This window comes from Vibrio satsumensis (assembly GCF_050337435.1).
Classification (GTDB): domain Bacteria; phylum Pseudomonadota; class Gammaproteobacteria; order Enterobacterales; family Vibrionaceae; genus Vibrio; species Vibrio satsumensis.
This window is the reverse complement of sequence record NZ_JAKJSX010000010.1, coordinates 201,519-221,460: the sequence shown is the minus strand read 5'-3', so window position 1 is coordinate 221,460 and position 19,942 is coordinate 201,519. Positions and strand designations below refer to the sequence as shown.

The 19,942-nt window shown below is 45.5% G+C and carries 18 protein-coding genes; 17 read left to right on the top strand and 1 reads right to left on the bottom strand.

Features of this window, described 5'->3' with window-relative positions:
- Positions 1 to 9 precede the first annotated feature (9 nt).
- From rnc to acpS, 5 genes are all read left to right on the top strand, one after another.
- Positions 10 to 687: a ribonuclease III gene (gene rnc, locus L4C44_RS14620; protein WP_017059043.1), complete on the top strand. Its 678-nt coding sequence runs from the start codon at positions 10 to 12 to the stop codon at positions 685 to 687.
- On the top strand, positions 680 to 1,651 hold the full coding sequence (era, locus tag L4C44_RS14615) for a GTPase Era (protein WP_017059042.1): 972 nt from the start codon (positions 680 to 682) through the stop codon (positions 1,649 to 1,651). Before rnc ends, era begins: the two co-directional genes overlap by 8 nt.
- Before the next feature lie 102 nt (positions 1,652 to 1,753).
- The gene (gene recO / locus L4C44_RS14610; RefSeq protein WP_146490601.1) at positions 1,754 to 2,482 is read left to right on the top strand and encodes a DNA repair protein RecO; all 729 of its coding nucleotides are present in this window, start codon (positions 1,754 to 1,756) and stop codon (positions 2,480 to 2,482) included.
- The gene (pdxJ, locus tag L4C44_RS14605) at positions 2,479 to 3,216 is read left to right on the top strand and encodes a pyridoxine 5'-phosphate synthase (protein WP_048664490.1); all 738 of its coding nucleotides are present in this window, start codon (positions 2,479 to 2,481) and stop codon (positions 3,214 to 3,216) included. The genes recO and pdxJ overlap by 4 nt, the downstream gene beginning before the upstream one ends.
- A gap of 78 nt (positions 3,217 to 3,294) precedes the next feature.
- Entirely contained in the window at positions 3,295 to 3,675 is a 381-nt protein-coding gene (gene acpS / locus L4C44_RS14600) for a holo-ACP synthase (protein ID WP_048659396.1), read from the top strand.
- Between the two features lie 122 nt (positions 3,676 to 3,797).
- Here the strand turns inward: acpS and barA are convergent, their stop codons facing one another.
- On the bottom strand, positions 3,798 to 6,611 hold the full coding sequence (gene barA / locus L4C44_RS14595; RefSeq protein ID WP_428805298.1) for a two-component sensor histidine kinase BarA: 2,814 nt from the start codon (positions 6,609 to 6,611) through the stop codon (positions 3,798 to 3,800).
- 165 nt (positions 6,612 to 6,776) lie between these two features.
- Between barA and rlmD the strand changes: the two genes are divergently transcribed.
- From rlmD to nlpD, 12 genes are all read left to right on the top strand, one after another.
- Positions 6,777 to 8,096, top strand: a complete 1,320-nt coding sequence (gene rlmD / locus L4C44_RS14590) for a 23S rRNA (uracil(1939)-C(5))-methyltransferase RlmD (protein ID WP_146490603.1) — start codon at positions 6,777 to 6,779, stop codon at positions 8,094 to 8,096.
- 135 nt (positions 8,097 to 8,231) lie between these two features.
- Positions 8,232 to 10,454, top strand: coding sequence for a GTP diphosphokinase (gene relA / locus L4C44_RS14585; protein ID WP_060982689.1), 2,223 nt, complete (start codon positions 8,232 to 8,234; stop codon positions 10,452 to 10,454).
- A gap of 208 nt (positions 10,455 to 10,662) precedes the next feature.
- Complete coding sequence (gene mazG / locus L4C44_RS14580; protein ID WP_146490604.1) at positions 10,663 to 11,460, top strand: nucleoside triphosphate pyrophosphohydrolase; 798 nt, start codon at positions 10,663 to 10,665, stop codon at positions 11,458 to 11,460.
- A 150-nt stretch (positions 11,461 to 11,610) separates the two neighbouring features.
- On the top strand, positions 11,611 to 13,251 hold the full coding sequence (gene pyrG, locus L4C44_RS14575) for a CTP synthase (protein ID WP_017063214.1): 1,641 nt from the start codon (positions 11,611 to 11,613) through the stop codon (positions 13,249 to 13,251).
- A gap of 80 nt (positions 13,252 to 13,331) precedes the next feature.
- The gene (eno, locus tag L4C44_RS14570; protein ID WP_017059033.1) at positions 13,332 to 14,630 is read left to right on the top strand and encodes a phosphopyruvate hydratase; all 1,299 of its coding nucleotides are present in this window, start codon (positions 13,332 to 13,334) and stop codon (positions 14,628 to 14,630) included.
- 306 nt (positions 14,631 to 14,936) lie between these two features.
- Entirely contained in the window at positions 14,937 to 15,218 is a 282-nt protein-coding gene (gene ftsB / locus L4C44_RS14565; protein WP_010435786.1) for a cell division protein FtsB, read from the top strand.
- Complete coding sequence (ispD, locus tag L4C44_RS14560; protein ID WP_428805297.1) at positions 15,218 to 15,919, top strand: 2-C-methyl-D-erythritol 4-phosphate cytidylyltransferase; 702 nt, start codon at positions 15,218 to 15,220, stop codon at positions 15,917 to 15,919. The genes ftsB and ispD overlap by 1 nt, the downstream gene beginning before the upstream one ends.
- 2 nt (positions 15,920 to 15,921) lie before the next feature.
- Positions 15,922 to 16,401 (top strand): 2-C-methyl-D-erythritol 2,4-cyclodiphosphate synthase, encoded by a 480-nt coding sequence (gene ispF / locus L4C44_RS14555; protein ID WP_086711987.1) that lies wholly within the window; start codon positions 15,922 to 15,924, stop codon positions 16,399 to 16,401.
- A gap of 22 nt (positions 16,402 to 16,423) precedes the next feature.
- Entirely contained in the window at positions 16,424 to 17,470 is a 1,047-nt protein-coding gene (gene truD / locus L4C44_RS14550; protein WP_372383828.1) for a tRNA pseudouridine(13) synthase TruD, read from the top strand.
- 81 nt (positions 17,471 to 17,551) lie between these two features.
- Positions 17,552 to 18,295, top strand: coding sequence for a 5'/3'-nucleotidase SurE (gene surE / locus L4C44_RS14545; protein ID WP_428805296.1), 744 nt, complete (start codon positions 17,552 to 17,554; stop codon positions 18,293 to 18,295).
- Positions 18,296 to 18,922, top strand: coding sequence for a protein-L-isoaspartate(D-aspartate) O-methyltransferase (locus tag L4C44_RS14540; protein WP_017059029.1), 627 nt, complete (start codon positions 18,296 to 18,298; stop codon positions 18,920 to 18,922). It abuts the gene before it with no gap.
- Positions 18,923 to 18,956: 34 nt separating this feature from the next.
- Positions 18,957 to 19,871: a murein hydrolase activator NlpD gene (gene nlpD / locus L4C44_RS14535; protein WP_050620526.1), complete on the top strand. Its 915-nt coding sequence runs from the start codon at positions 18,957 to 18,959 to the stop codon at positions 19,869 to 19,871.
- Positions 19,872 to 19,942: the final 71 nt, after the last annotated feature.

Below are 19,942 nucleotides of genomic sequence, written 5' to 3'. Positions count from 1 at the left end.
CGAGAGAGCATGAATTCTCCAATTGATAAACTAGAGAGAAAGATTGGCTATCAGTTCAATGATGCCGATCTTATCCACTTGGCGCTGACTCACCGCAGCGCCGCAGGTAAACATAACGAACGTCTTGAGTTTCTGGGCGATTCAATTTTAAGTTTTGTTATCGCTGATGATCTTTACCACCGTTTTCCTAAGGTAAACGAAGGTGATATGAGCCGCATGCGCGCAACATTAGTACGTGGTCATACATTGGCAGAACTAGGTCGTGAATTCGAACTAGGAGATTACTTAAAATTAGGTCCAGGTGAGTTGAAGAGTGGCGGTTTCCGTCGTGATTCTATTCTAGCGGATGCTGTTGAAGCGATCATCGGCGCTGTCTATTTAGATAGTGATACCGAGACGGTTCGCGGCATTATTTTAAGCTGGTACCAATCTCGCCTAGATGCTATTCAGCCTGGAGTATCTCAAAAAGATCCGAAAACTCGCCTACAAGAGTTTTTACAAGGTCGAAGAAATCCTCTACCTGTCTACACAGTGACTAATATTAAAGGTGAAGCACACAACCAAGAGTTTACGGTTGAGTGTGAAGTGGCAGGTGTGGATAAACCTGTTATCGGTAAAGGCACTAGCCGCCGCAAGGCAGAACAAGCGGCTGCTGAAACAGCATTAGAGCAACTAAGCAATGTCTGATAACAACCAAGATTTCGATATCGATGCATTCTTTTCATCTGATAGCAAAAAAACAGGCCTACCGGAAAACCAACATTGTGGCTTCATCGCTATTGTCGGTCGCCCAAACGTAGGTAAGTCGACGCTTCTGAACCATATTCTGGGACAGAAGATTTCTATTACATCACGTAAACCACAGACGACACGTCACCGTATTATGGGCGTTGAAACTGAGGGTGATTACCAAGCGATCTTTGTTGATACTCCTGGACTTCATATTGAAGAAAAGCGTGCAATTAACCGTCTGATGAACCGTGCGGCGAACAGCTCACTGAGTGATGTGAACCTAGTATTTTTCCTTGTCGATGGTACTCACTGGACTGACGACGATGAGATGGTTTTGAACAAACTGAAGAAGACTGACTTCCCAGTTGTACTTTGCATCAACAAAGTAGATAACGTTCAAGACCGTACTAACGTGATGCAACATATGATGGAAGTCTCTAAGAAGATGGACTTCATTGACGTTGTGCCAATCTCAGCGAAGCAAGGTAAAAACATTGATGTACTGCGTAAGCACGTACGTGAACATTTACCTAAAGCTACACACCACTTTCCTGAAGAATACGTGACTGATCGCTCGCAACGTTTTATGGCCTCTGAAATTATCCGTGAAAAGCTGATGCGCTTTACGGGTGACGAGCTACCATACTCAGTAACGGTTGAAATCGAACGTTTCGATTACAACCCAGATAACGATGGCTTCCACATTAATGCACTGATTCTTGTTGAGCGTACAGGTCAGAAGAAAATGGTGATTGGTAAAGCGGGCGAGAAGATCAAAACGATTGGTCGTGAAGCGCGTATCGATATGGAAGAGCTATTCGGCCGTAAAGTTTACCTAGAGACTTGGGTCAAGGTTAAATCTGGCTGGGCTGATGATGAGCGTGCACTTCGCTCGTTAGGCTACATCGACGATCTATAATATATTGAACGTCACTTTCTGAGATTAAGAAAGTTGAACTGAAGATAAATCCAAGAGAGAGTGCGAACTCTCTCTTTTTGTATCTGTAATAAGGGTAAGTGATTGAGCGAAGGGTTACAGCGATGCTTTGTGTTGCACCGTCGACCATACAGTGAGTCGAGCCTGATCTTGGACGTCTTCAGCGAAGAGTTCGGTCGGGTGACGTTGATGTCTAAAGGCGCTCGCAGCAAGCGTTCCAATTTGAAAGGTGCATTACAACCTTTTACACCGCTACTGCTTAAGTGGTCTGGTAATGGTTCGATGAAAACCTTACGCCAAGCTGAGCCGATTAGCTTGGGGCTCCCTCTCGCCGGTATCAATCTGTATTCAGCCATGTATGTGAACGAGCTAATCGGTCGTGTATTGATGGCGGAAGTGGCGATGCCAGCACTTTTTCACGACTATCTTCATGCTTTAACAGAGCTGGCGCATAATGAAAATCCTGAGCCAGCGCTGCGTCGTTTTGAGTTGGCTCTATTATCCGCTATGGGTTATGGCGTCGACTTTTTACACTGCGCGGGCACTGGTGAAGCGATTGATCCGAGCATGACTTATCGCTATCGAGAGCAGAAAGGTTTCATCGCTTCGGTGCGTCGAGACAACCTGACTTTTATGGGCGATGAACTAATCGCAATCAGTGAACGTAGGTTTATCACTAAAGAGCAGTTAAAAGCGGCAAAACGCTTTACACGCATAGCCTTAAAGCCGTATCTTGGCGGCAAACCATTAAAAAGTAGAGAGCTATTTATGCCAACAATAGCCCTCTCTAGAGCACGGAGTATTGGAAAATGAGCTCAATCCTTTTAGGCGTTAATATCGACCATATTGCAACACTACGTAATGCACGTGGTACTAAATACCCAGATCCAGTACACGCAGCTGAAATTGCTGAACGTGCGGGTGCTGACGGTATTACTATTCACCTGCGTGAAGACCGTCGTCATATCGTTGACCGCGATGTACGTATTCTGGCTGAAACTCTTCAAACTCGTATGAACTTGGAGATGGCAGTAACGGACGAGATGGTTCAAATTGCCCTCGATACTAATCCTGAGTTTGTTTGTCTGGTTCCAGAGAAGCGTGAAGAACTGACCACTGAAGGTGGCTTGGACGTGGTTGGTCAACTTGAAAAGATCAAAGCGGCGACGGAAAAACTGTCTGCTGCTGGCATTAAAGTCTCTCTGTTTATCGATGCTGACCGTGAGCAAATCGACGCAGCAAAAGCGTGTGGCGCACCGTTCATTGAACTGCACACTGGCCATTATGCCGATGCTAAAACAGAAGAAGACCAACAAGACGAGCTGAAAAAGATTGCTGCAGGCGCAAGCTACGCGGACGATCTTGGTATCACAGTCAATGCTGGTCATGGTCTGACTTACCACAACGTAGCACCGATTGCGGCTCTTCCAGAGATCTACGAGTTGAACATCGGTCACTCAATCATGGGACGTGCAGTGTTTGATGGTTTGAACAAAGCCGTTGCAGACATGAAAGCCGTGATGGAAACAGCACGCAACAACGCTTAGTTTTCTAAACAGTAAGCGTTAAGTCATAAGCGACTAATTAGTAGAATTAATAGATAGAAGTTTGGTAGTAGGGTAAACATGGCTGTTGTTGGATTAGGTACAGATATCGCAGAAATTGAACGTGTTGAAAAGGCATTGTCACGAAGTGGTGACGCTTTTGCTCAACGTATTTTGACCGATTCTGAATTTGAAGTATTCCAGCAACTTAAGCAAAAAGGGCGTTACCTTGCAAAACGTTTTGCTGCAAAAGAAGCGGCATCTAAGGCGTTAGGCACGGGCATCGCGCTTGGTGTGACCTTCCACGACTTTGAGATTTCAAACGATGAGCATGGCAAGCCAGTTCTGAGGCTGCATAAAAAAGCACGTGAAATCGCAGAGGCGAATGGTACAACATCGATTCATCTGACTATCTCGGATGAGCGTCACTACGCTGTGGCAACGGTGTTGCTCGAATCATAATTGCTTACCGATAACTACCTATTAAGGTTAATCGAAACCTAGCGTTCGATTCGCTGCTAAACAAAAAAGCAGAGCTTATATGCTCTGCTTTTTTATTGCTTTGAGTTTGAGGCTAAATCAATCTAATCACGGGCTGGTTTCAAGTAGTGAATAGCCGTCGCTTGAACCTTATCTAACTCATCCTGAAGTTCGAAAAGTTCCGGTTCAATGTCTTCAACAGAAGTACCTGAACGCAGTTCTTTCTCTATCGTCGCACACACCGATTTTAGCCTTGGTACGCCGCTGTACGAGCTGCTGCCATGCATCTTGTGGATGATGTGTATCAGCTCTTCAACTGGGTAGTCACTGTCTTCTATCGCTTTGTCTGCTATTTCGTAAACCTCTGGGATAAAGTCGACCAGCATTTGCAGCATATCGCGTGCGAGGTCTTCTTTATTGGCGGCCTGTTTCATCGCCGCTTGCCAATCAATGATGATATTTTTGTGCACGCTGGCTTCAGTTTCTGACACTGAGCCGTTATCGATCTCAGCAGAGACTGCGGGATGGTCTGGATCTATTTTTTCGATGTGCTCAACCTCAGAGGTTGGGCTCCAATGAATCAGAACCTGTTGTAACACATGTTCTTCAATAGGCTTGGTTAGGTAGTCATCCATACCTGCGTCAAGTAGTCGGTCACGCTCCCCCATCATGGCGTGAGCAGTAACGGCAATTACAGGCGTGTTTGCATTGTTCGCCAGCTTTTTGATGTTCTGACAAGCGGTCACACCGTCCATCTGTGGCATTTGAATATCCATGAAGATGATATCAAATTGAGTTTCTGTCGCTTTGTCTATCGCCTGCTGACCACTGGTACAACTGATGACGGTTTCTACGCGTTCTTTTAGCAGCGCAGTGATCAGCTTAAGGTTGGCAGGGTTGTCGTCGACCGCCAATACCGTAAGCGGAAGCTTCTCTTCTGAATGTGTTTCAATAGCCGGTGCAATCAAGGTCGGTGCTTGATTCGATACCAGAGTTTGCAGCAACTTCTTACGAGAAAGAGGCTTAGTGATGCACTGAACATCGACCTCTTTCATTAGCTGCTCACCCAGCGCTAGCTCGGTACTTGGTGTACCAATTATCACGTTTTGAGCAATCTTCTTCGCGCCTATCGCCCAACCACTCACAGTATCAAATTGATATTCTTGGTTCGCGGCTAGGTTCAGTAGTACGTAGTCATACGAGGTGCTCTCGTCTGGCATAACCGAACGATACGTGACCACTAAGCCCTCTTGGGTTAGGATTTGCTGAGTAATTGAGGCCGCTTGCATATTTGGTTCTATAAGCAGCAGTTGTTTGTCTTGTAGACACTGAGTCTCTATTAACTCAGTCATTGGCATATCAGTCGTTGATAGTCTTAAGGTGAACCAGAAGGTTGAACCTTGGTGCAGACGACTGGTTAGGCTGATCTCTCCCCCCATTTGGCTGACCAGTTTTTGGGTGATAACCAGACCTAAGCCTGTACCACCATAGCGACGAGAGATACTTGCATCGGCTTGGCTAAAGGCTTGGAACAGCTGAGCTTGTTGACGCTCAGAGATACCAATGCCGGTATCACGAACCATGAATTGCAGCTCGATACTGTCTTCGCTTTGTGAACGAAGCTCAACGCTGATATCAATGTTGCCGCGTTCGGTAAATTTGATTGAGTTGCCAACTAGGTTGGTCAGGATCTGTTGAATACGCAGTGGATCGCCTACGACGCCCGGTGGTACTTTAGGGTCGATCTTAAGTGTCAGCTCTAGGCCTTTCTCATGAGCGTTGGTTGCTTGAAGGTTTACTACCTCTTCAAGGCTAGCTTGGAATTCAAATGGGATGTTTTCTAGAGCCAGTTTACCGGCTTCAAGTTTCGAGAAGTCTAAGATATCGTTGATGATGCTGAGCAGGTTGTTTGCCGAGCGTTCAATGGTTTGCAGGTAATCGGTTTGACTGTTCGATAGGTGAGTCTTGAGCATCTGACGAGTAAAGCCAATCACCCCATTCAGCGGCGTTCTCAGTTCGTGAGACATATTAGCCAAGAATTCAGATTTAACACGAGCTGCTTCTTGAGCGCGTTTCTTTGCAATGTCTAACTCAACGTTTTGAATCTCTAGCTGCTCAAGGGTTTCACGTAGATCGGATGTTGCTTGGTCGATACTGTGCTGCATCTCGACGTGATACTCTGACAGCGATACCGCCATCGCGTTGATACCGTTTTTCAGTGAGTCTAGCTCGCCATGCATTTTGCCTTCGATACGCACATCTAGGTGACCACGACGAATTCGGTCGACCATGTTTTTCATGTGTGTGATCGGTTGGGTTACGTCGTGCATCAAACGGAAGGCAAATACCCCAGAAAGTCCAAGACCCAGAATCAACACCAAGAACGCAGAGAACACTTCTTGATATTGCTGCAATCGAAGAGAAGATAAGTCTAATTCAATCGCAATATAACCGATCGCTTGGTTGGCTTGAGACTGACCGTTGGCTGAATTGATGTATTGGCCTTCGGCTATGATCGGCGTTCGCAGAATCAGCGTGTTATCGAGCAGGTTCGATGAGCTCAAATGCGGGATCGGTTTATCTTTCGGATAAGTCAGGCTTTCAAAGTCAGGATGAAAGTTTGAGGTTACAAACAACTCATGACGTTCATCAAACACCGCGATGCTGCGCACTAACTTAGAATTCTTCCTATGTGCATAGCTAATAAGCTGACGAACAGACTCTCGACTTTCGAGCTTCATGCCTGATTCACTCGCAATCGCAAGTGGTTCAATGATGCTAGTACCAGTGTTAACCACTTGCCCCTCAAGGTCTTGATAGCGGTTAAATGAGAAAAATGCACTCAATAGCAACCCAATAATCAGGGTTGGAGCTAGAGTTAAGGTAATTACACGGGCTCTTAAGCCATATCTGGTCATGTTCTTTAATTACATCGAGGTCTGGATATGGGAAAATAACGCACACAATGGCGGTTAAGTGAACGGTAAGCTTAATCAAAGCCGTGACGTTCGACAATGATTCCAAGACATAATAGTGAGTCCTGGATACCAATTACTTATTAAAAGATACATTAGGCACAAGCAATGGCACGTTTTTTCCAACCAAAAAAGAAAACTCAACTCGAGACCAAGCATCAATCGGTTTTGGTTGAACGAATGGATCACAATGGCGCTGGTATCGCTTATCAGAAGAATAAACCAGTTTTCATTGATGGCGCATTGCCCGGTGAGCAGGTGGTTATTCAACTTACTGAGAGCAAAAGTAAGTTTTCGCGAGCTAAGCTTATCAAGTTATTGAAGCCGAGCGGGCAGCGTTTAAAGCCGTTTTGTAAGCACTTTAATCAGTGTGGTGGCTGTCACCTTCAGCACCTCGGTTATTCTTCTCAGGTTGAGCATAAATCGCAATCTCTGACGCACCTGATGAGCCAATACCAAACGGCTAATACTGAAGTTGCACAGCCTATTATAGGTGATGAAACCGGTTATCGACGTCGCGCACGTATCAGCCTATTTGTTGATAAGAAGACACAGCAGCTTCAGTTCGGTTTCCGTAAGAAGCAGAGTAAGCAGATTGAAAACATCACAGATTGTGCCGTGCTTGATCCTCGCCTCAATGTATTGCTGCCAAAACTGAAAAATTTACTAAACACTTTCAACAACCTTACGTCTTTAGGACACGTTGAATTGGTGTTGGGCGATACTGGCCCTGTTATGGTGCTACGCCACCTCAAACCTTTGGTTGAAAAAGATGAACAAGCGCTGATAGCGTTAGCGAAAGAAGAAGGCGCGACGTTGTATTCGATGCCTGAAACCGATAAGTTGGTTCGTTTGGTTGGTGAAGCGCCAACCTATAGTGAAACGGGTGTTACCTTACCTTTCGAGCCAAACCATTTCATTCAGGTGAACCAGAAGGTCAACCAGCAGATGGTGGCTCAAGCGATTGAGTGGCTAGAACCTCAAGCGGATGAGCGAGTGCTAGACCTGTTTTGTGGTCTAGGTAACTTCAGTTTGCCTATAGCACAACAATCGGCGTTTGTGGTTGGTGTGGAAGGCGTTGATGAAATGGTTCAGCAAGCCACATCTAACGCAGCGTTAAACCAGTTAAGCAATACGGAATTTTACCAAACTAACCTTGAAGAAGACTTATCTTCACAGCCTTGGGCAAAAGAGAAATTCGATAAAGTATTGCTTGACCCGGCACGTGCGGGAGCGAGTGGGATCGTTGATCAAATTTCAGCGTTAGGAGCGAAGCGTGTGGTTTATGTTTCGTGTAATCCTGCTACTCTAGCTAGAGATTCTGAGAGCTTAGAAAAACAAGGTTATCAGTTAGCCAAATTGGGTATGTTGGACATGTTCCCGCACACCAGTCATCTAGAATCGATGGCTCTCTTTATTAAGGCTTAGAAGCCTCTAAATAAGGCTTAAAAATGAATCACAAAGGCGCAGGGAAACTTGCGCTGATATCAATATGGTCGAACTAACTTGGAACCAGTTAGTCATATTGAGTTGGGTATAAAACATAATAACTAGGAAGGCATGATGGTTGCGGTACGAAGCGCACATTTAAACCCAAGCGAACAGTTTGAGCTAGAAAGTTGGATTGCGTCACTGAATCAAGACGTAAAGACCTCGAATAAACTGATCAAAGTTTATCGTCACTGTGAAGAGCTATTAAAAGATCACGAGCAAGCATCGCTGTTGCTTTGGCGTGGCCGTGAGATGATCGAAATCTTGGTTACGCTGTCCATGGACCGTGCCACTTTAATTGCAGCACAACTTTTTCCCGTCGTCTCAAGCGGCGTTTTTGAGCGCGAAGCGTTTGAAGAAAGCTACGGTAAAGAAACCGTAAAGTTGATTGATGGCGTTGAAGAAATGGCGGCTTTAGGCCAGTTAAACGTGACTCTTGAAGGCAGCGCTGCCTCGGGTCAAGTTGATAACGTTCGTCGTATGCTACTGGCGATGGTGGATGATTTCCGCTGCGTAGTTATCAAGCTAGCTGAGCGAATCTGTAACCTTATTGAAGTAAAAAAAGCGCCAGATGCTGTGCGTCGCGCGGCAGCAAAAGAGTGTTCTAACATCTATGCTCCACTGGCGAACCGTTTAGGTATCGGTCAACTTAAGTGGGAAATCGAAGATTACGCATTCCGCTATCAGCAGCCAGACACCTACAAGCAGATTGCGAAACAGCTGTCTGAGCGTCGTATCGTTCGTGAACAATACATCACAGATTTCGTTGATGATTTAACAGCAGAAATGCAGCGTTCAAACATCAATGCTGAAGTCAGCGGTCGACCAAAACACATCTACAGTATCTGGCGTAAAATGCAGAAGAAAGGCTTGGACTTCGATGAGCTTTTTGACGTGCGTGCTGTGCGTATCATCGCCGACCAGCTTCAAGACTGCTATGCCGGCCTAGGTGTGGTTCATACCAAATACAAACATCTACCAAGTGAATTTGATGACTACGTGGCGAACCCTAAGCCAAATGGTTACCAATCGATTCACACCGTGGTTCTGGGCCCTGAAGGCAAGACCATTGAGATTCAGATCCGTACCAAGCAAATGCACGAAGACTCTGAGTTGGGTGTCGCTGCGCACTGGAAGTACAAAGAAGGTGCTTCAAGCGGGCGCAGTGGTTACGATGAGAAAATCACTTGGTTGCGTAAACTTATCGATTGGCAAGAAGAGATGTCGGACTCTGGCGAGATGCTGGATGAAGTTCGTAGCCAAGTATTCGATGACCGCGTATACGCATTTACACCGCGCGGTGATGTCGTCGATTTACCTATGGGTGCCACTCCGTTGGACTTCGCTTACCACATCCACTCGATGGTTGGACACCGCTGTATCGGTGCAAAAGTAGCGGGACGTATCGTACCGTTTACCCATAAATTATCGATGGGTGATCAGGTTGAAATCATCACTCAAAAAGAACCGAACCCATCACGTGACTGGTTAAATCCAACTACAGGGTTCGTTCATTCAAGCCGGGCTCGTGCGAAGATCAATGCTTGGTTCCGTGCGCAAAGCCGAGAGAAGAACCTCGAAGCGGGTCGAGACATCCTTGAGGTTGAACTAGCGAAAGTCGGTGCAACCCTAAAAGATGCAGACCAATACGCGCTAAGACGCTTTAACGTCAACACGCCAGATGAACTCTATGCTGGTATCGGCAGTGGCGACTTGCGCATTAACCAAGTGGTTAATCACATCAATGCGTTGGTGAATAAGCCGACGGCGGAAGAAGAAGATAAGAAAGCGCTAGAGAAACTGCTTGAGTCGGAAAACAAGCCAGCACAGCAGAGTCGTCCTAAGAAAGACGCGGTAGTGGTTGAGGGCGTTGATAACTTAATGACGCACCTAGCGCGTTGCTGTCAGCCAATCCCAGGCGATGTTATTAAAGGTTACATTACGCAAGGTCGTGGTATCTCAGTGCACCGTGCTGACTGTGAGCAGTTGAGTGAGCTAAGCCTGCATGCGCCAGAACGTATTATTGATACTGTCTGGGGCAATGGCTTCGTCGGTTCTTACATCCTAACTCTGCGCGTTGAAGCGCTAGAGCGTAATGGCTTGTTGAAAGACATCACCTCACTGTTCTCGAACGAGAAGATCAGCGTGACGACAATGAAGAGTCGCATCGACTACAAGCGTCAGCTATCGGTAATGGACTTCGATTTAGAAGTGACCAATATTGAGATTCTGAGTCGAGTGACAAGCCGAGTCGAGCAGATCAAAGATGTAATGAGCGTCAAGAGACTCGGATGATACTTGGTATCATCCTCGTCATTCCCTACAGTGAGGGACGAACGTGATAGGGAATCTCGCTAAGCGGTTTGAGATCCCCAACTCGCTCATTCTTCACTCTTGGGGATGACGAATAAAGATAAAGGTGAGTGGTTTTGGCTGCTCACCTTTTTTAGTTTTAACAGAAGTTTTAAATTTAAAAATCAAAGACAGTGAATAGGAAGAAAAGATGAATCACCCGATTGAACAACTTGAACAGATTATGACTAAGCTGCGCGATCCAGAAGGTGGCTGTCCTTGGGATTTGAAACAAAATTTTGAAACCATTGTTCCGCATACTATCGAAGAAACCTACGAGGTGGTGGATGCGATTCATAATAAAGATTGGCCAAACCTACAAGAAGAGTTAGGTGATCTGTTGTTTCAGGTGATTTTCTACAGCCAGCTAGCGAAAGAGCAGGGGCTATTTGAGTTTTCTGATGTGGTTGATGGCATCAATGAGAAGCTAACGCGCCGCCATCCACATGTGTTCTCTGATACCGAGTTTGCGAGCGATGAAGAGATTAATGCCAATTGGGAAGCCGAAAAAGCCAAAGAAAAAGCGCAAGCAGGCAAAACTCCAGAAAGTATTCTAGACTCAATACCAAACTCTCTACCCGCGCTTTCACGTGCTACAAAGATTCAAAAACAGGTAGCGAAGTATGGCTTCGATTGGGACTCTATTGGCCCAGTGGCTAATAAGGTTTTAGAGGAAGTCGATGAGGTGCTAGAGGAAGCTCTTCAAGTGACGCCTAATGAAGATTTGGTTGAAGAAGAGTTAGGTGACTTGCTGTTTGCGACGGTCAATTTGGTGCGACATTTAGGTAAAAATCCAGAGTCGGCGCTCAATAAAGCCAATTTGAAGTTCTCACGTCGTTTTAAAGGGGTGGAACAAAAAGTTCGTCAGCAGGATAAAATTTTGAACGACTTTTCACTACAACAGCTTGATTCCATGTGGGATGAAGTCAAAGTGGCGGAGAAAAGATAACCAAAGCTTTTATCATGAATTGATTTGAAGCAAAAAATAAAAAATAGCAGTGTGATAGATTTCACGTTGTGGCGATAAGGGGCTTCTGGTATATTTTCATCCCGTCCAGAAGTAGTCCATTTCCCTCATTCAACCAATTTCAGGTTAAACATGACGACAAATTACATTTTTGTTACTGGCGGGGTTGTATCCTCTCTAGGTAAAGGTATTGCTGCAGCATCTCTTGCGGCTATTTTAGAAGCTCGTGGTCTTAAAGTGACTATGATGAAGCTTGACCCTTACATCAACGTTGATCCAGGCACTATGAGCCCGACTCAGCACGGTGAAGTGTTCGTTACGGAAGATGGCGCTGAAACTGACCTTGACCTTGGTCACTATGAGCGATTCATTCGCACCAAGATGACTAAGCGTAACAACTTCACTGCAGGTCGTGTTTACTCAGACGTACTCGCGAAAGAGCGTCGCGGTGATTACCTAGGTGCAACTATTCAGGTTATCCCACACATCACTAACTCTATCAAAGAGCGTGTAATTTCTGGCGCAGCTGGCCACGATATCGCGATCGTTGAAGTTGGTGGTACGGTTGGTGATATCGAATCTCTACCATTCATGGAAGCGATTCGTCAGCTAGCAGTAGAACTAGGCCGTGAACGCGCAATGTTCATGCACCTTACTCTAGTGCCATACCTAGCAGCTGCGGGCGAAGTTAAAACTAAGCCAACGCAACACTCTGTAAAAGAGTTGCTGTCTATTGGTATTCAGCCAGACATCCTAGTTTGTCGTTCAGACCGCAACATTCCTTCGAACGAGCGTAAGAAAATTGCTCTGTTCTGTAATGTGCAAGAAAATGCAGTTATTTCTATGCGCGATGTTGACTCTATCTACAAGATCCCTCAGCTTATTAAAGCTCAAGGCACTGATGAACTTGTATGTAAGCGTTTCGGCATCACAGCTCCAGAAGCAGACCTGTCTGAATGGGAACAAGTAATTTACGAAGAAGCTAACCCAACGGGTGAAGTGACGATTGGTATGGTTGGTAAGTACATTGAACTACCAGATGCATACAAATCAGTAAATGAAGCACTAAAACACGCAGGCTTGAAAAACCGCCTAAGCGTTAATATTAAATACGTAGATTCACAAGACGTTGAGTCTCGTGGCGTAGAAGTTTTAGAAGGCCTAGATGCAATCCTAGTTCCCGGTGGCTTTGGTGACCGTGGTGTTGAAGGTAAGATTCTTGCTGCTCAATACGCTCGTGAAAACAAAGTACCGTACTTAGGTATCTGTCTAGGTATGCAAGTAGCACTTATCGAGTACGCTCGTAACGTTGCGAAAATGGAAGGGGCACACTCTTCTGAATTCTGTACTGAAACTAAGTACCCAGTTGTTGGTCTTATCACTGAGTGGACTGATGGCGAAGGTAAAGTTGAAGAGCGTACAGAAACATCTGACCTTGGCGGCACAATGCGTCTTGGTTCTCAGCTTTGTCACCTAGCGAAAGGGACGAAAGCTTACGAATTATACGGTAGCGCGACGATCCATGAACGTCACCGTCACCGTTACGAAGTGAACAACAATCTTCGTCCACAAATCGAAAAAGCGGGCCTAAAAGTATCGGGTCTATCTGCGGACAAGAAACTGGTTGAAGTTATTGAGAACCCGAACCACCCATGGTTCGTTGCTGCTCAATTCCACCCAGAGTTCACTTCAACACCTCGCGATGGTCACCCATTGTTTGCAGGTTTCGTTAAAGCGGCTGGCGAGTTCCAGCGCGGCGAGTTAGAGAAGTAAAAGGAATACAGGTAGCTGCGTAAGTTGTGCTGCTACCTTTAAATTTGACATTTATATATTCAACGAGAAGGAAACATTCAATGTCTAAGATCGTTAAAGTTCTAGGTCGTGAAATCATCGATTCACGTGGTAACCCAACTGTAGAAGCTGAAGTACACCTAGAAGGCGGTTTCGTAGGTATGGCTGCTGCTCCATCTGGCGCATCTACTGGTTCTCGCGAAGCTCTTGAGCTACGTGACGGCGACAAATCACGTTTCCTAGGTAAAGGTGTTCTTAAAGCTATTGAAGCTGTAAACGGCCCAATCGCTGAAGCTCTAGTTGGTACTGACGCTAAAGCACAAGCTGACGTTGACCAAATCATGCTTGACCTAGATGGTACTGATAACAAGTCTAAGTTCGGCGCGAACGCTATCCTAGCTGTATCTCTAGCTAACGCAAAAGCTGCTGCTGCTGCGAAAGGCATGCCTCTATACGAGCACATCGCTGAGCTAAACGGTACTGCTGGTCAGTTCTCTATGCCTCTACCAATGATGAACATCATCAACGGTGGTGAGCACGCAGATAACAACGTTGACATCCAAGAGTTCATGATCCAACCAGTTGGCGCTAAGACTCTTAAAGAAGGTCTACGTATCGGCGCTGAAGTATTCCACAACCTAGCTAAAGTTCTAAAGTCTAAAGGCTACAGCACTGCAGTTGGTGATGAAGGTGGTTTCGCTCCTAACCTTAAGTCTAACGCTGAAGCTCTAGAAGTTATCGCAGAAGCTGTTGCAGCTGCTGGTTACGAACTAGGTAAAGACGTTACTCTTGCTATGGACTGTGCAGCATCTGAGTTCTTCGACAAAGAAGCTGGCATCTACAACATGAAGGGCGAAGGTAAAACTTTCACTTCTGAAGAGTTCAACCACTACCTAGCTGAGCTAGCGAACAACTTCCCAATCGTTTCTATCGAAGACGGTCTTGACGAGTCAGATTGGGATGGTTTCAAGCACCAAACTGAACTTCTAGGCGACAAGCTTCAAATCGTTGGTGACGATCTGTTCGTTACAAACACTAAGATTCTTGCTGAAGGTATCGAGAAAGGCGTAGCTAACTCTATCCTTATCAAGTTCAACCAAATCGGTTCTCTAACAGAGACTCTAGCTGCTATCAAGATGGCTAAAGACGCTGGCTACACTGCAGTAATCTCTCACCGTTCTGGCGAAACTGAAGATGCAACTATCGCTGATCTAGCGGTAGGTACAGCTGCAGGTCAAATCAAAACTGGTTCTATGAGCCGTTCTGACCGTGTTGCTAAGTACAACCAACTTATCCGTATCGAAGAAGCTCTAGGTTCTAAAGCTCCTTACAACGGTCTTAAAGAAGTTAAAGGTCAATAATTCCTAGCGAATTGTTAACTTAAAGCTTTTGAAACGCTCTACTTCGGTAGGGCGTTTTTTTTGCCTGTAAAAAAGTGAGGTGAAGAACCTCTAGGCTCTAAAGCTATCTTTTTGATACCGAAAGTTCGTCATTCCCTAGACTAACGAAGAAAGGAGTAGGGAACTTCATTGTTACCACTCACTATTCTGTCCAATAATTCCCTGACTTCTTAATTCCCTGACACCGCATATCTCGCACCAATAAGCTCATTATGGTATATATGTGCCTTATTCTAGTTCCTTCTTTTTCAACCGGCGAAAGGTGTTATGCGAATTTTTGCTTTAGTACTGCTCATAGTGTTTGGCTGGCTACAACACACACTGTGGCTCGGTAAAAATGGTATCTCTGATTACTACGGTGTGAACAACGAAATCCAAGTTCAACAACAAGTAAACGAAAAGCTACATATTCGAAATGCAGAAATGTTTGCTGAAATTGACGATCTACGCCAAGGCTTAGACGCGATAGAAGAACGCGCACGTCATGAGCTTGGTATGGTCAAAGAAGGCGAAACGTTTTATCGCATCATTGGTGAGGAATCCCATTAATGTCGACTCAACTTCAAAGCGTGATTGCCGTTGTACCTGCAGCAGGCGTCGGTAGCCGAATGAGGGCTGATCGCCCTAAGCAATATCTTAAAATTCACGGCAAAACGATTTTAGAGCACACCCTCGAGAAATTACTGTCTCACCCACAAGTCGCTCAAATTGTCGTTGCGATCAGCGATGATGACCCATACTACCCTGAACTAGCACTCAATCAGAATCCACAAGTGATCAGAGTGTCTGGCGGAAGCGAGCGAGCGGACTCTGTGCTCTCTGCGCTAAACTATATCGCTGAGCAGCAACTTGGTGATTGGGTAATGGTTCACGATGCGGCAAGGCCTTGTGTTCAGCTAAGTGATATCGACAAGCTAATTTCTGGTGCGATGAGCCATGATGTGGGGGCTATTTTAGCTGCGCCAGTTCGTGACACCATGAAGCGAGGTGCCCAAGGGCAGATCGAGCATACCGTTGAGCGAGCCGATTTATGGCATGCTCTTACGCCGCAAATGTTCAGAGCAAAGCCTCTGTGGAATGCATTAAGTGAGGCGTTGCACCAAGGCGCTTCGATTACTGATGAAGCCTCAGCCTTCGAATGGAAAGGTTTATCGCCCGCTATAGTGGCAGGGCGCTCAGATAATTTTAAGATTACTCAGCCTGAAGATTTAGCGCTTGCTGAGTTCTATTTAAGTCAGAATAAGGAATAATGATGATTCGTATTGGCCATGGCTTTGATGTACATAAGTTTGGTGGTGAAGGCCCAGTAATTATTGGTGGTGTAAGCATCCCTTACGAGCAAGGTCTTATTGCACACTCAGATGGTGATGTTGCCTTGCATGCCTTATGTGATGCTCTATTAGGTGCGATTGCTGCGGGTGATATTGGTCGTCATTTCCCAGATACTGACGACGAATGGAAAGGTGCAGATAGCCGTGAACTGCTGAAAGATGTTTATCGTCGAGTAAAAGAGCAAGGTTACGTGATTGGTAATGCTGATATTACTATCATGGCGCAAGCTCCAAAGATGGCGCCTCATATAGACTCTATGTGCCAAGCTATTTCTCAAGACTTAGAAACCAGCATTAGCAATGTGAATGTAAAAGCGACGACCACTGAGCGTTTAGGTTTTACAGGTCGCAAAGAGGGCATCGCATGTGAAGCGGTGGTCCTAATTACTAAAAGTGCGTAAGCACCAACACGAAAAGAACAGCATGTCAGATATTTTATCTTCATTGGCTTATCTAAACGGTAAACCAACTGCGAAAGCAAAACTAAAAGCAAAAGCCGAACACTTTGTCGTTAATGAAGACTTGGGTTTTGAGTTTACTGGTGAAGGCGAGCACCTAATGGTTCGTATTCGTAAAACTGGTGAAAACACGAGCTTCGTGGCAAACGAGCTGGCTAAAGCTTGCGGTGTTAAGTCGAAGGACGTGAGCTGGGCAGGTTTAAAAGACCGTCACGCGGTTACTGAGCAGTGGTTGAGTGTACACCTACCAAAAGGTGAGCCTGACTTTTCAGCTTTTTTAGCACAGTACCCAAGCATTGAGATCTTGGCGACAGCACGTCACAACAAAAAGTTACGTCCGGGTGATTTAGTTGGCAACCAATTCGAGCTGACTTTGTCTGAAGTAACAGATTGTGATGATGTCGTAAAACGTTTGGAAAAAGTCGCTCAAGTCGGCGTGCCAAATTATTTCGGTGCTCAGCGTTTTGGTAATGAAGGTAACAACTTATCTGAAGCTCGTCGTTGGGGCCGTGATAACGTTCGTACTCGTAACCAGAATAAGCGCAGCTTGTACCTTTCTGCGGCTCGCTCGTGGATTTACAACCTGATCCTGTCAGACCGTATTGAGCAAGATGCGTTTGCATCGGCATTGGTTGGCGATATTGTCATGAAAGACGGAGCTCAACTAGCGGTAACAGCGGACAATATTGAAGCAGTAAACCAAGACATCGCGAATGGCGCAGCATTGGTTACTGTTGCTTTGGCTGGTGATAATGCCTTACCAACAACAAATGAGTCTCAAGCGTTAGAGCAAAAACATCTTGATTCTGAACCTGACCTAATGGCGCTGATTCGCGGTAACCGCATGCGCCATGACCGTCGTGAAGCATCGTTAAAACCAGCGGGTCTAACTTGGGAAGTGAACGAAGATAATGTCACTCTTAAGTTCTCTCTAGACGCAGGTTGTTTCGCAACCGCTATCGTTCGTGAGTTGGTTGAAGAAGTACACGTAGAGAGAACCTACGAGCAATAACGATTCTGCTTGGAGCTGGGTCACTTGATATTGGAATTTAAGTGACTTGGCTTAGCATGGGAACAAAAGAAAGGATACAAGATGAAGATTTTACTCAGCAATGATGATGGTGTGCACGCTCAAGGTATTCATGAGCTGGCAAATGAGCTACGTGATCTTGCTGAAGTTATCATTGTTGCCCCTGACCGTAATCGCTCGGGTGCGTCAAATTCATTAACTTTAGAACAGCCTCTGCGTGTTCAAGATATTGCTGAAAATACCTATTCGGTACAAGGAACACCGACTGACTGTGTGCATTTTGCGTTAAACGAACTGCTAAAGAATGATATGCCGGATCTGGTGTTAACGGGTATTAATCACGGTGCTAACCTTGGTGATGACGTGCTTTATTCAGGCACGGTAGCAGCAGCAATGGAAGGGCACTTTCTAGGCGTTCAATCGGTAGCGTTTTCTCTGGTGGGAAAAAAACATTTTAAGACAGCGGCAACGATTGCTCGTCGTATTGTCGAACAACATTTAGCAAACCCAATCCCGACCAATCGTTTGTTGAACGTGAACGTTCCTGATTTAGCCTTAGAACAACTGTCTGGTACTCAGGTGACACGCCTAGGTGCTCGTCATCACGCTGAAGATATGATCAAGCAAAAAGACCCGCGTGGTCACGATATCTATTGGCTAGGCCCTCCGGGCAAAGAGCAAGATGCCGGTGAAGGTACCGATTTTTACGCGATTGAGCATGGTTTTGTATCGGTAACACCGTTACAAGTTGATCTAACGGCGCATGAGTCGCTGGGTGCGATGGCAACATGGTTAGGGGAGAAGTAAGTGAGTAATCCGCAAGCTGAGCGTTTAATTACTTTTCTGATTGAAAATGGTATTCAGGATCAAAAGGTTCTTGATGCGATCTACCAACTGCCGAGAGAGAGTTTTTTATCACAGGCGATGTATCACCAAGCCTATGATAATAATGCGCTGCCTATCGGTCAGGGTCAGACAATTTCACAGCCGTACATTGTTGCTAAAATGACAGAGCTACTTGAATTACAACAAGATAGCCGTGTCTTGGAGATCGGAACGGGTTCTGGTTACCAAACTGCGGTATTGGCTCAACTTGTTGATCATGTTTATTCGGTTGAAAGAATAAAGTCGCTACAATGGGATGCAAAACGTAGGTTGAAGCAACTCGATTTCTACAATATCTCAACTAAACACGGTGATGGTTGGCAAGGTTGGTCTTCAAAAGCCCCTTTTGATGCGATTATTGTCACCGCCGCTGCAGAGTCGATTCCTCAAGCGCTTCTGCAACAGCTGAAAGATGGTGGTCGTTTACTGATTCCAGTTGGTGATGACGAACAGCAACTATTGAAGATCGTTCGACACGGCGATGAGTTTTTATCGAGTGTTATCGAGATGGTGAGATTTGTACCTCTTGTTCCTGGTGAGCTAGCTTAATAAAAGACTAATGGTGTAGGTGGATAGAGAGTCGATGCGTTCGAAGTTGTTAAAAGGAAGTACTTTACTGCTTAGCTGTGCCCTTGTTGGGTGTGCAGCGAATTCGCCTGCGCCCGTTTCAAGCCTAAACAAGAATTACTCATCGATTGATCGTGGTAGTTATCGTGGCAGTTACTATGAAGTTAAAAAAGGCGACACCCTTTACTTCATTGCTTATGTCACCAATAAAGACGTTAAAGACCTCATCGGTTATAACAAGTTGTCTGCTCCTTACACTATCCACCCAGGGCAGAAGCTTAAGTTGTGGCGTCCTAGCTATAATGCGCCAGCGTATGGTAAGTCAACGGTAGCGGCAGCAGCAGTTGCAGCGCCTGTCGCCGCATCCACAACCTCATCTGCGGCAAGTAAACCGAAAACCACACCACAAAAGAGCAAAAACTCTAAACCGGCTCCAGCTCAAACTACCACCAAAGTGGTGAAAAAAGATCCACCAAAGAAGGTTGAACAATCCAAATCAAAGGAGTATGTTGGGTCTAAAGGTAAACAGAATGTTACACCGTCCACCAAACCAACAAGTGATAAAGTATCCAAATGGTTATGGCCAACTAAAGGGAGAGTAATCAAGAATTTCTCTGTAGGCGAACAAGGAAATAAAGGCATAGACATAGCAGGACAGCGAGGTCAGCCAATAGTATCTACTGCAGGGGGAACGGTTGTTTATTCGGGTAATGCATTACGAGGCTACGGCAATCTAGTGATTGTGAAGCACAATGATAATTACTTAAGTGCATACGCGCATAACGACCGACTATTAGTATCTGAAGGGCAAAGTGTGAAACCAGGGCAGAAGATTGCAACAATGGGAAGCTCTGGAGCCAGCAGTGTTAGGCTGCACTTTGAGATTCGTTACCAAGGTAAATCTGTTAATCCAAAACGATATTTACCTTAAATACAATATGCAAAAATTACGTATTGTATGGAGTGACATAGTCATTTAGCGACATATGAAGTTGTAATGTC

Coding starts and splice junctions, on each gene's coding strand:
- nlpD (WP_050620526.1), top strand. CDS start 18,957: ATGCGTTCGAAGTTGTTAAAAGGAAGTACTTTACTGCTTAGCTGTGCC.
- truD (WP_372383828.1), top strand. CDS start 16,424: ATGTCAGATATTTTATCTTCATTGGCTTATCTAAACGGTAAACCAACT.
- surE (WP_428805296.1), top strand. CDS start 17,552: ATGAAGATTTTACTCAGCAATGATGATGGTGTGCACGCTCAAGGTATT.
- pyrG (WP_017063214.1), top strand. CDS start 11,611: ATGACGACAAATTACATTTTTGTTACTGGCGGGGTTGTATCCTCTCTA.
- era (WP_017059042.1), top strand. CDS start 680: ATGTCTGATAACAACCAAGATTTCGATATCGATGCATTCTTTTCATCT.
- relA (WP_060982689.1), top strand. CDS start 8,232: ATGGTTGCGGTACGAAGCGCACATTTAAACCCAAGCGAACAGTTTGAG.
- pdxJ (WP_048664490.1), top strand. CDS start 2,479: ATGAGCTCAATCCTTTTAGGCGTTAATATCGACCATATTGCAACACTA.
- ispF (WP_086711987.1), top strand. CDS start 15,922: ATGATTCGTATTGGCCATGGCTTTGATGTACATAAGTTTGGTGGTGAA.
- eno (WP_017059033.1), top strand. CDS start 13,332: ATGTCTAAGATCGTTAAAGTTCTAGGTCGTGAAATCATCGATTCACGT.
- ftsB (WP_010435786.1), top strand. CDS start 14,937: ATGCGAATTTTTGCTTTAGTACTGCTCATAGTGTTTGGCTGGCTACAA.
- rlmD (WP_146490603.1), top strand. CDS start 6,777: ATGGCACGTTTTTTCCAACCAAAAAAGAAAACTCAACTCGAGACCAAG.
- mazG (WP_146490604.1), top strand. CDS start 10,663: ATGAATCACCCGATTGAACAACTTGAACAGATTATGACTAAGCTGCGC.
- acpS (WP_048659396.1), top strand. CDS start 3,295: ATGGCTGTTGTTGGATTAGGTACAGATATCGCAGAAATTGAACGTGTT.
- barA (WP_428805298.1), bottom strand. CDS start 6,611: ATGACCAGATATGGCTTAAGAGCCCGTGTAATTACCTTAACTCTAGCT.
- rnc (WP_017059043.1), top strand. CDS start 10: ATGAATTCTCCAATTGATAAACTAGAGAGAAAGATTGGCTATCAGTTC.
- ispD (WP_428805297.1), top strand. CDS start 15,218: ATGTCGACTCAACTTCAAAGCGTGATTGCCGTTGTACCTGCAGCAGGC.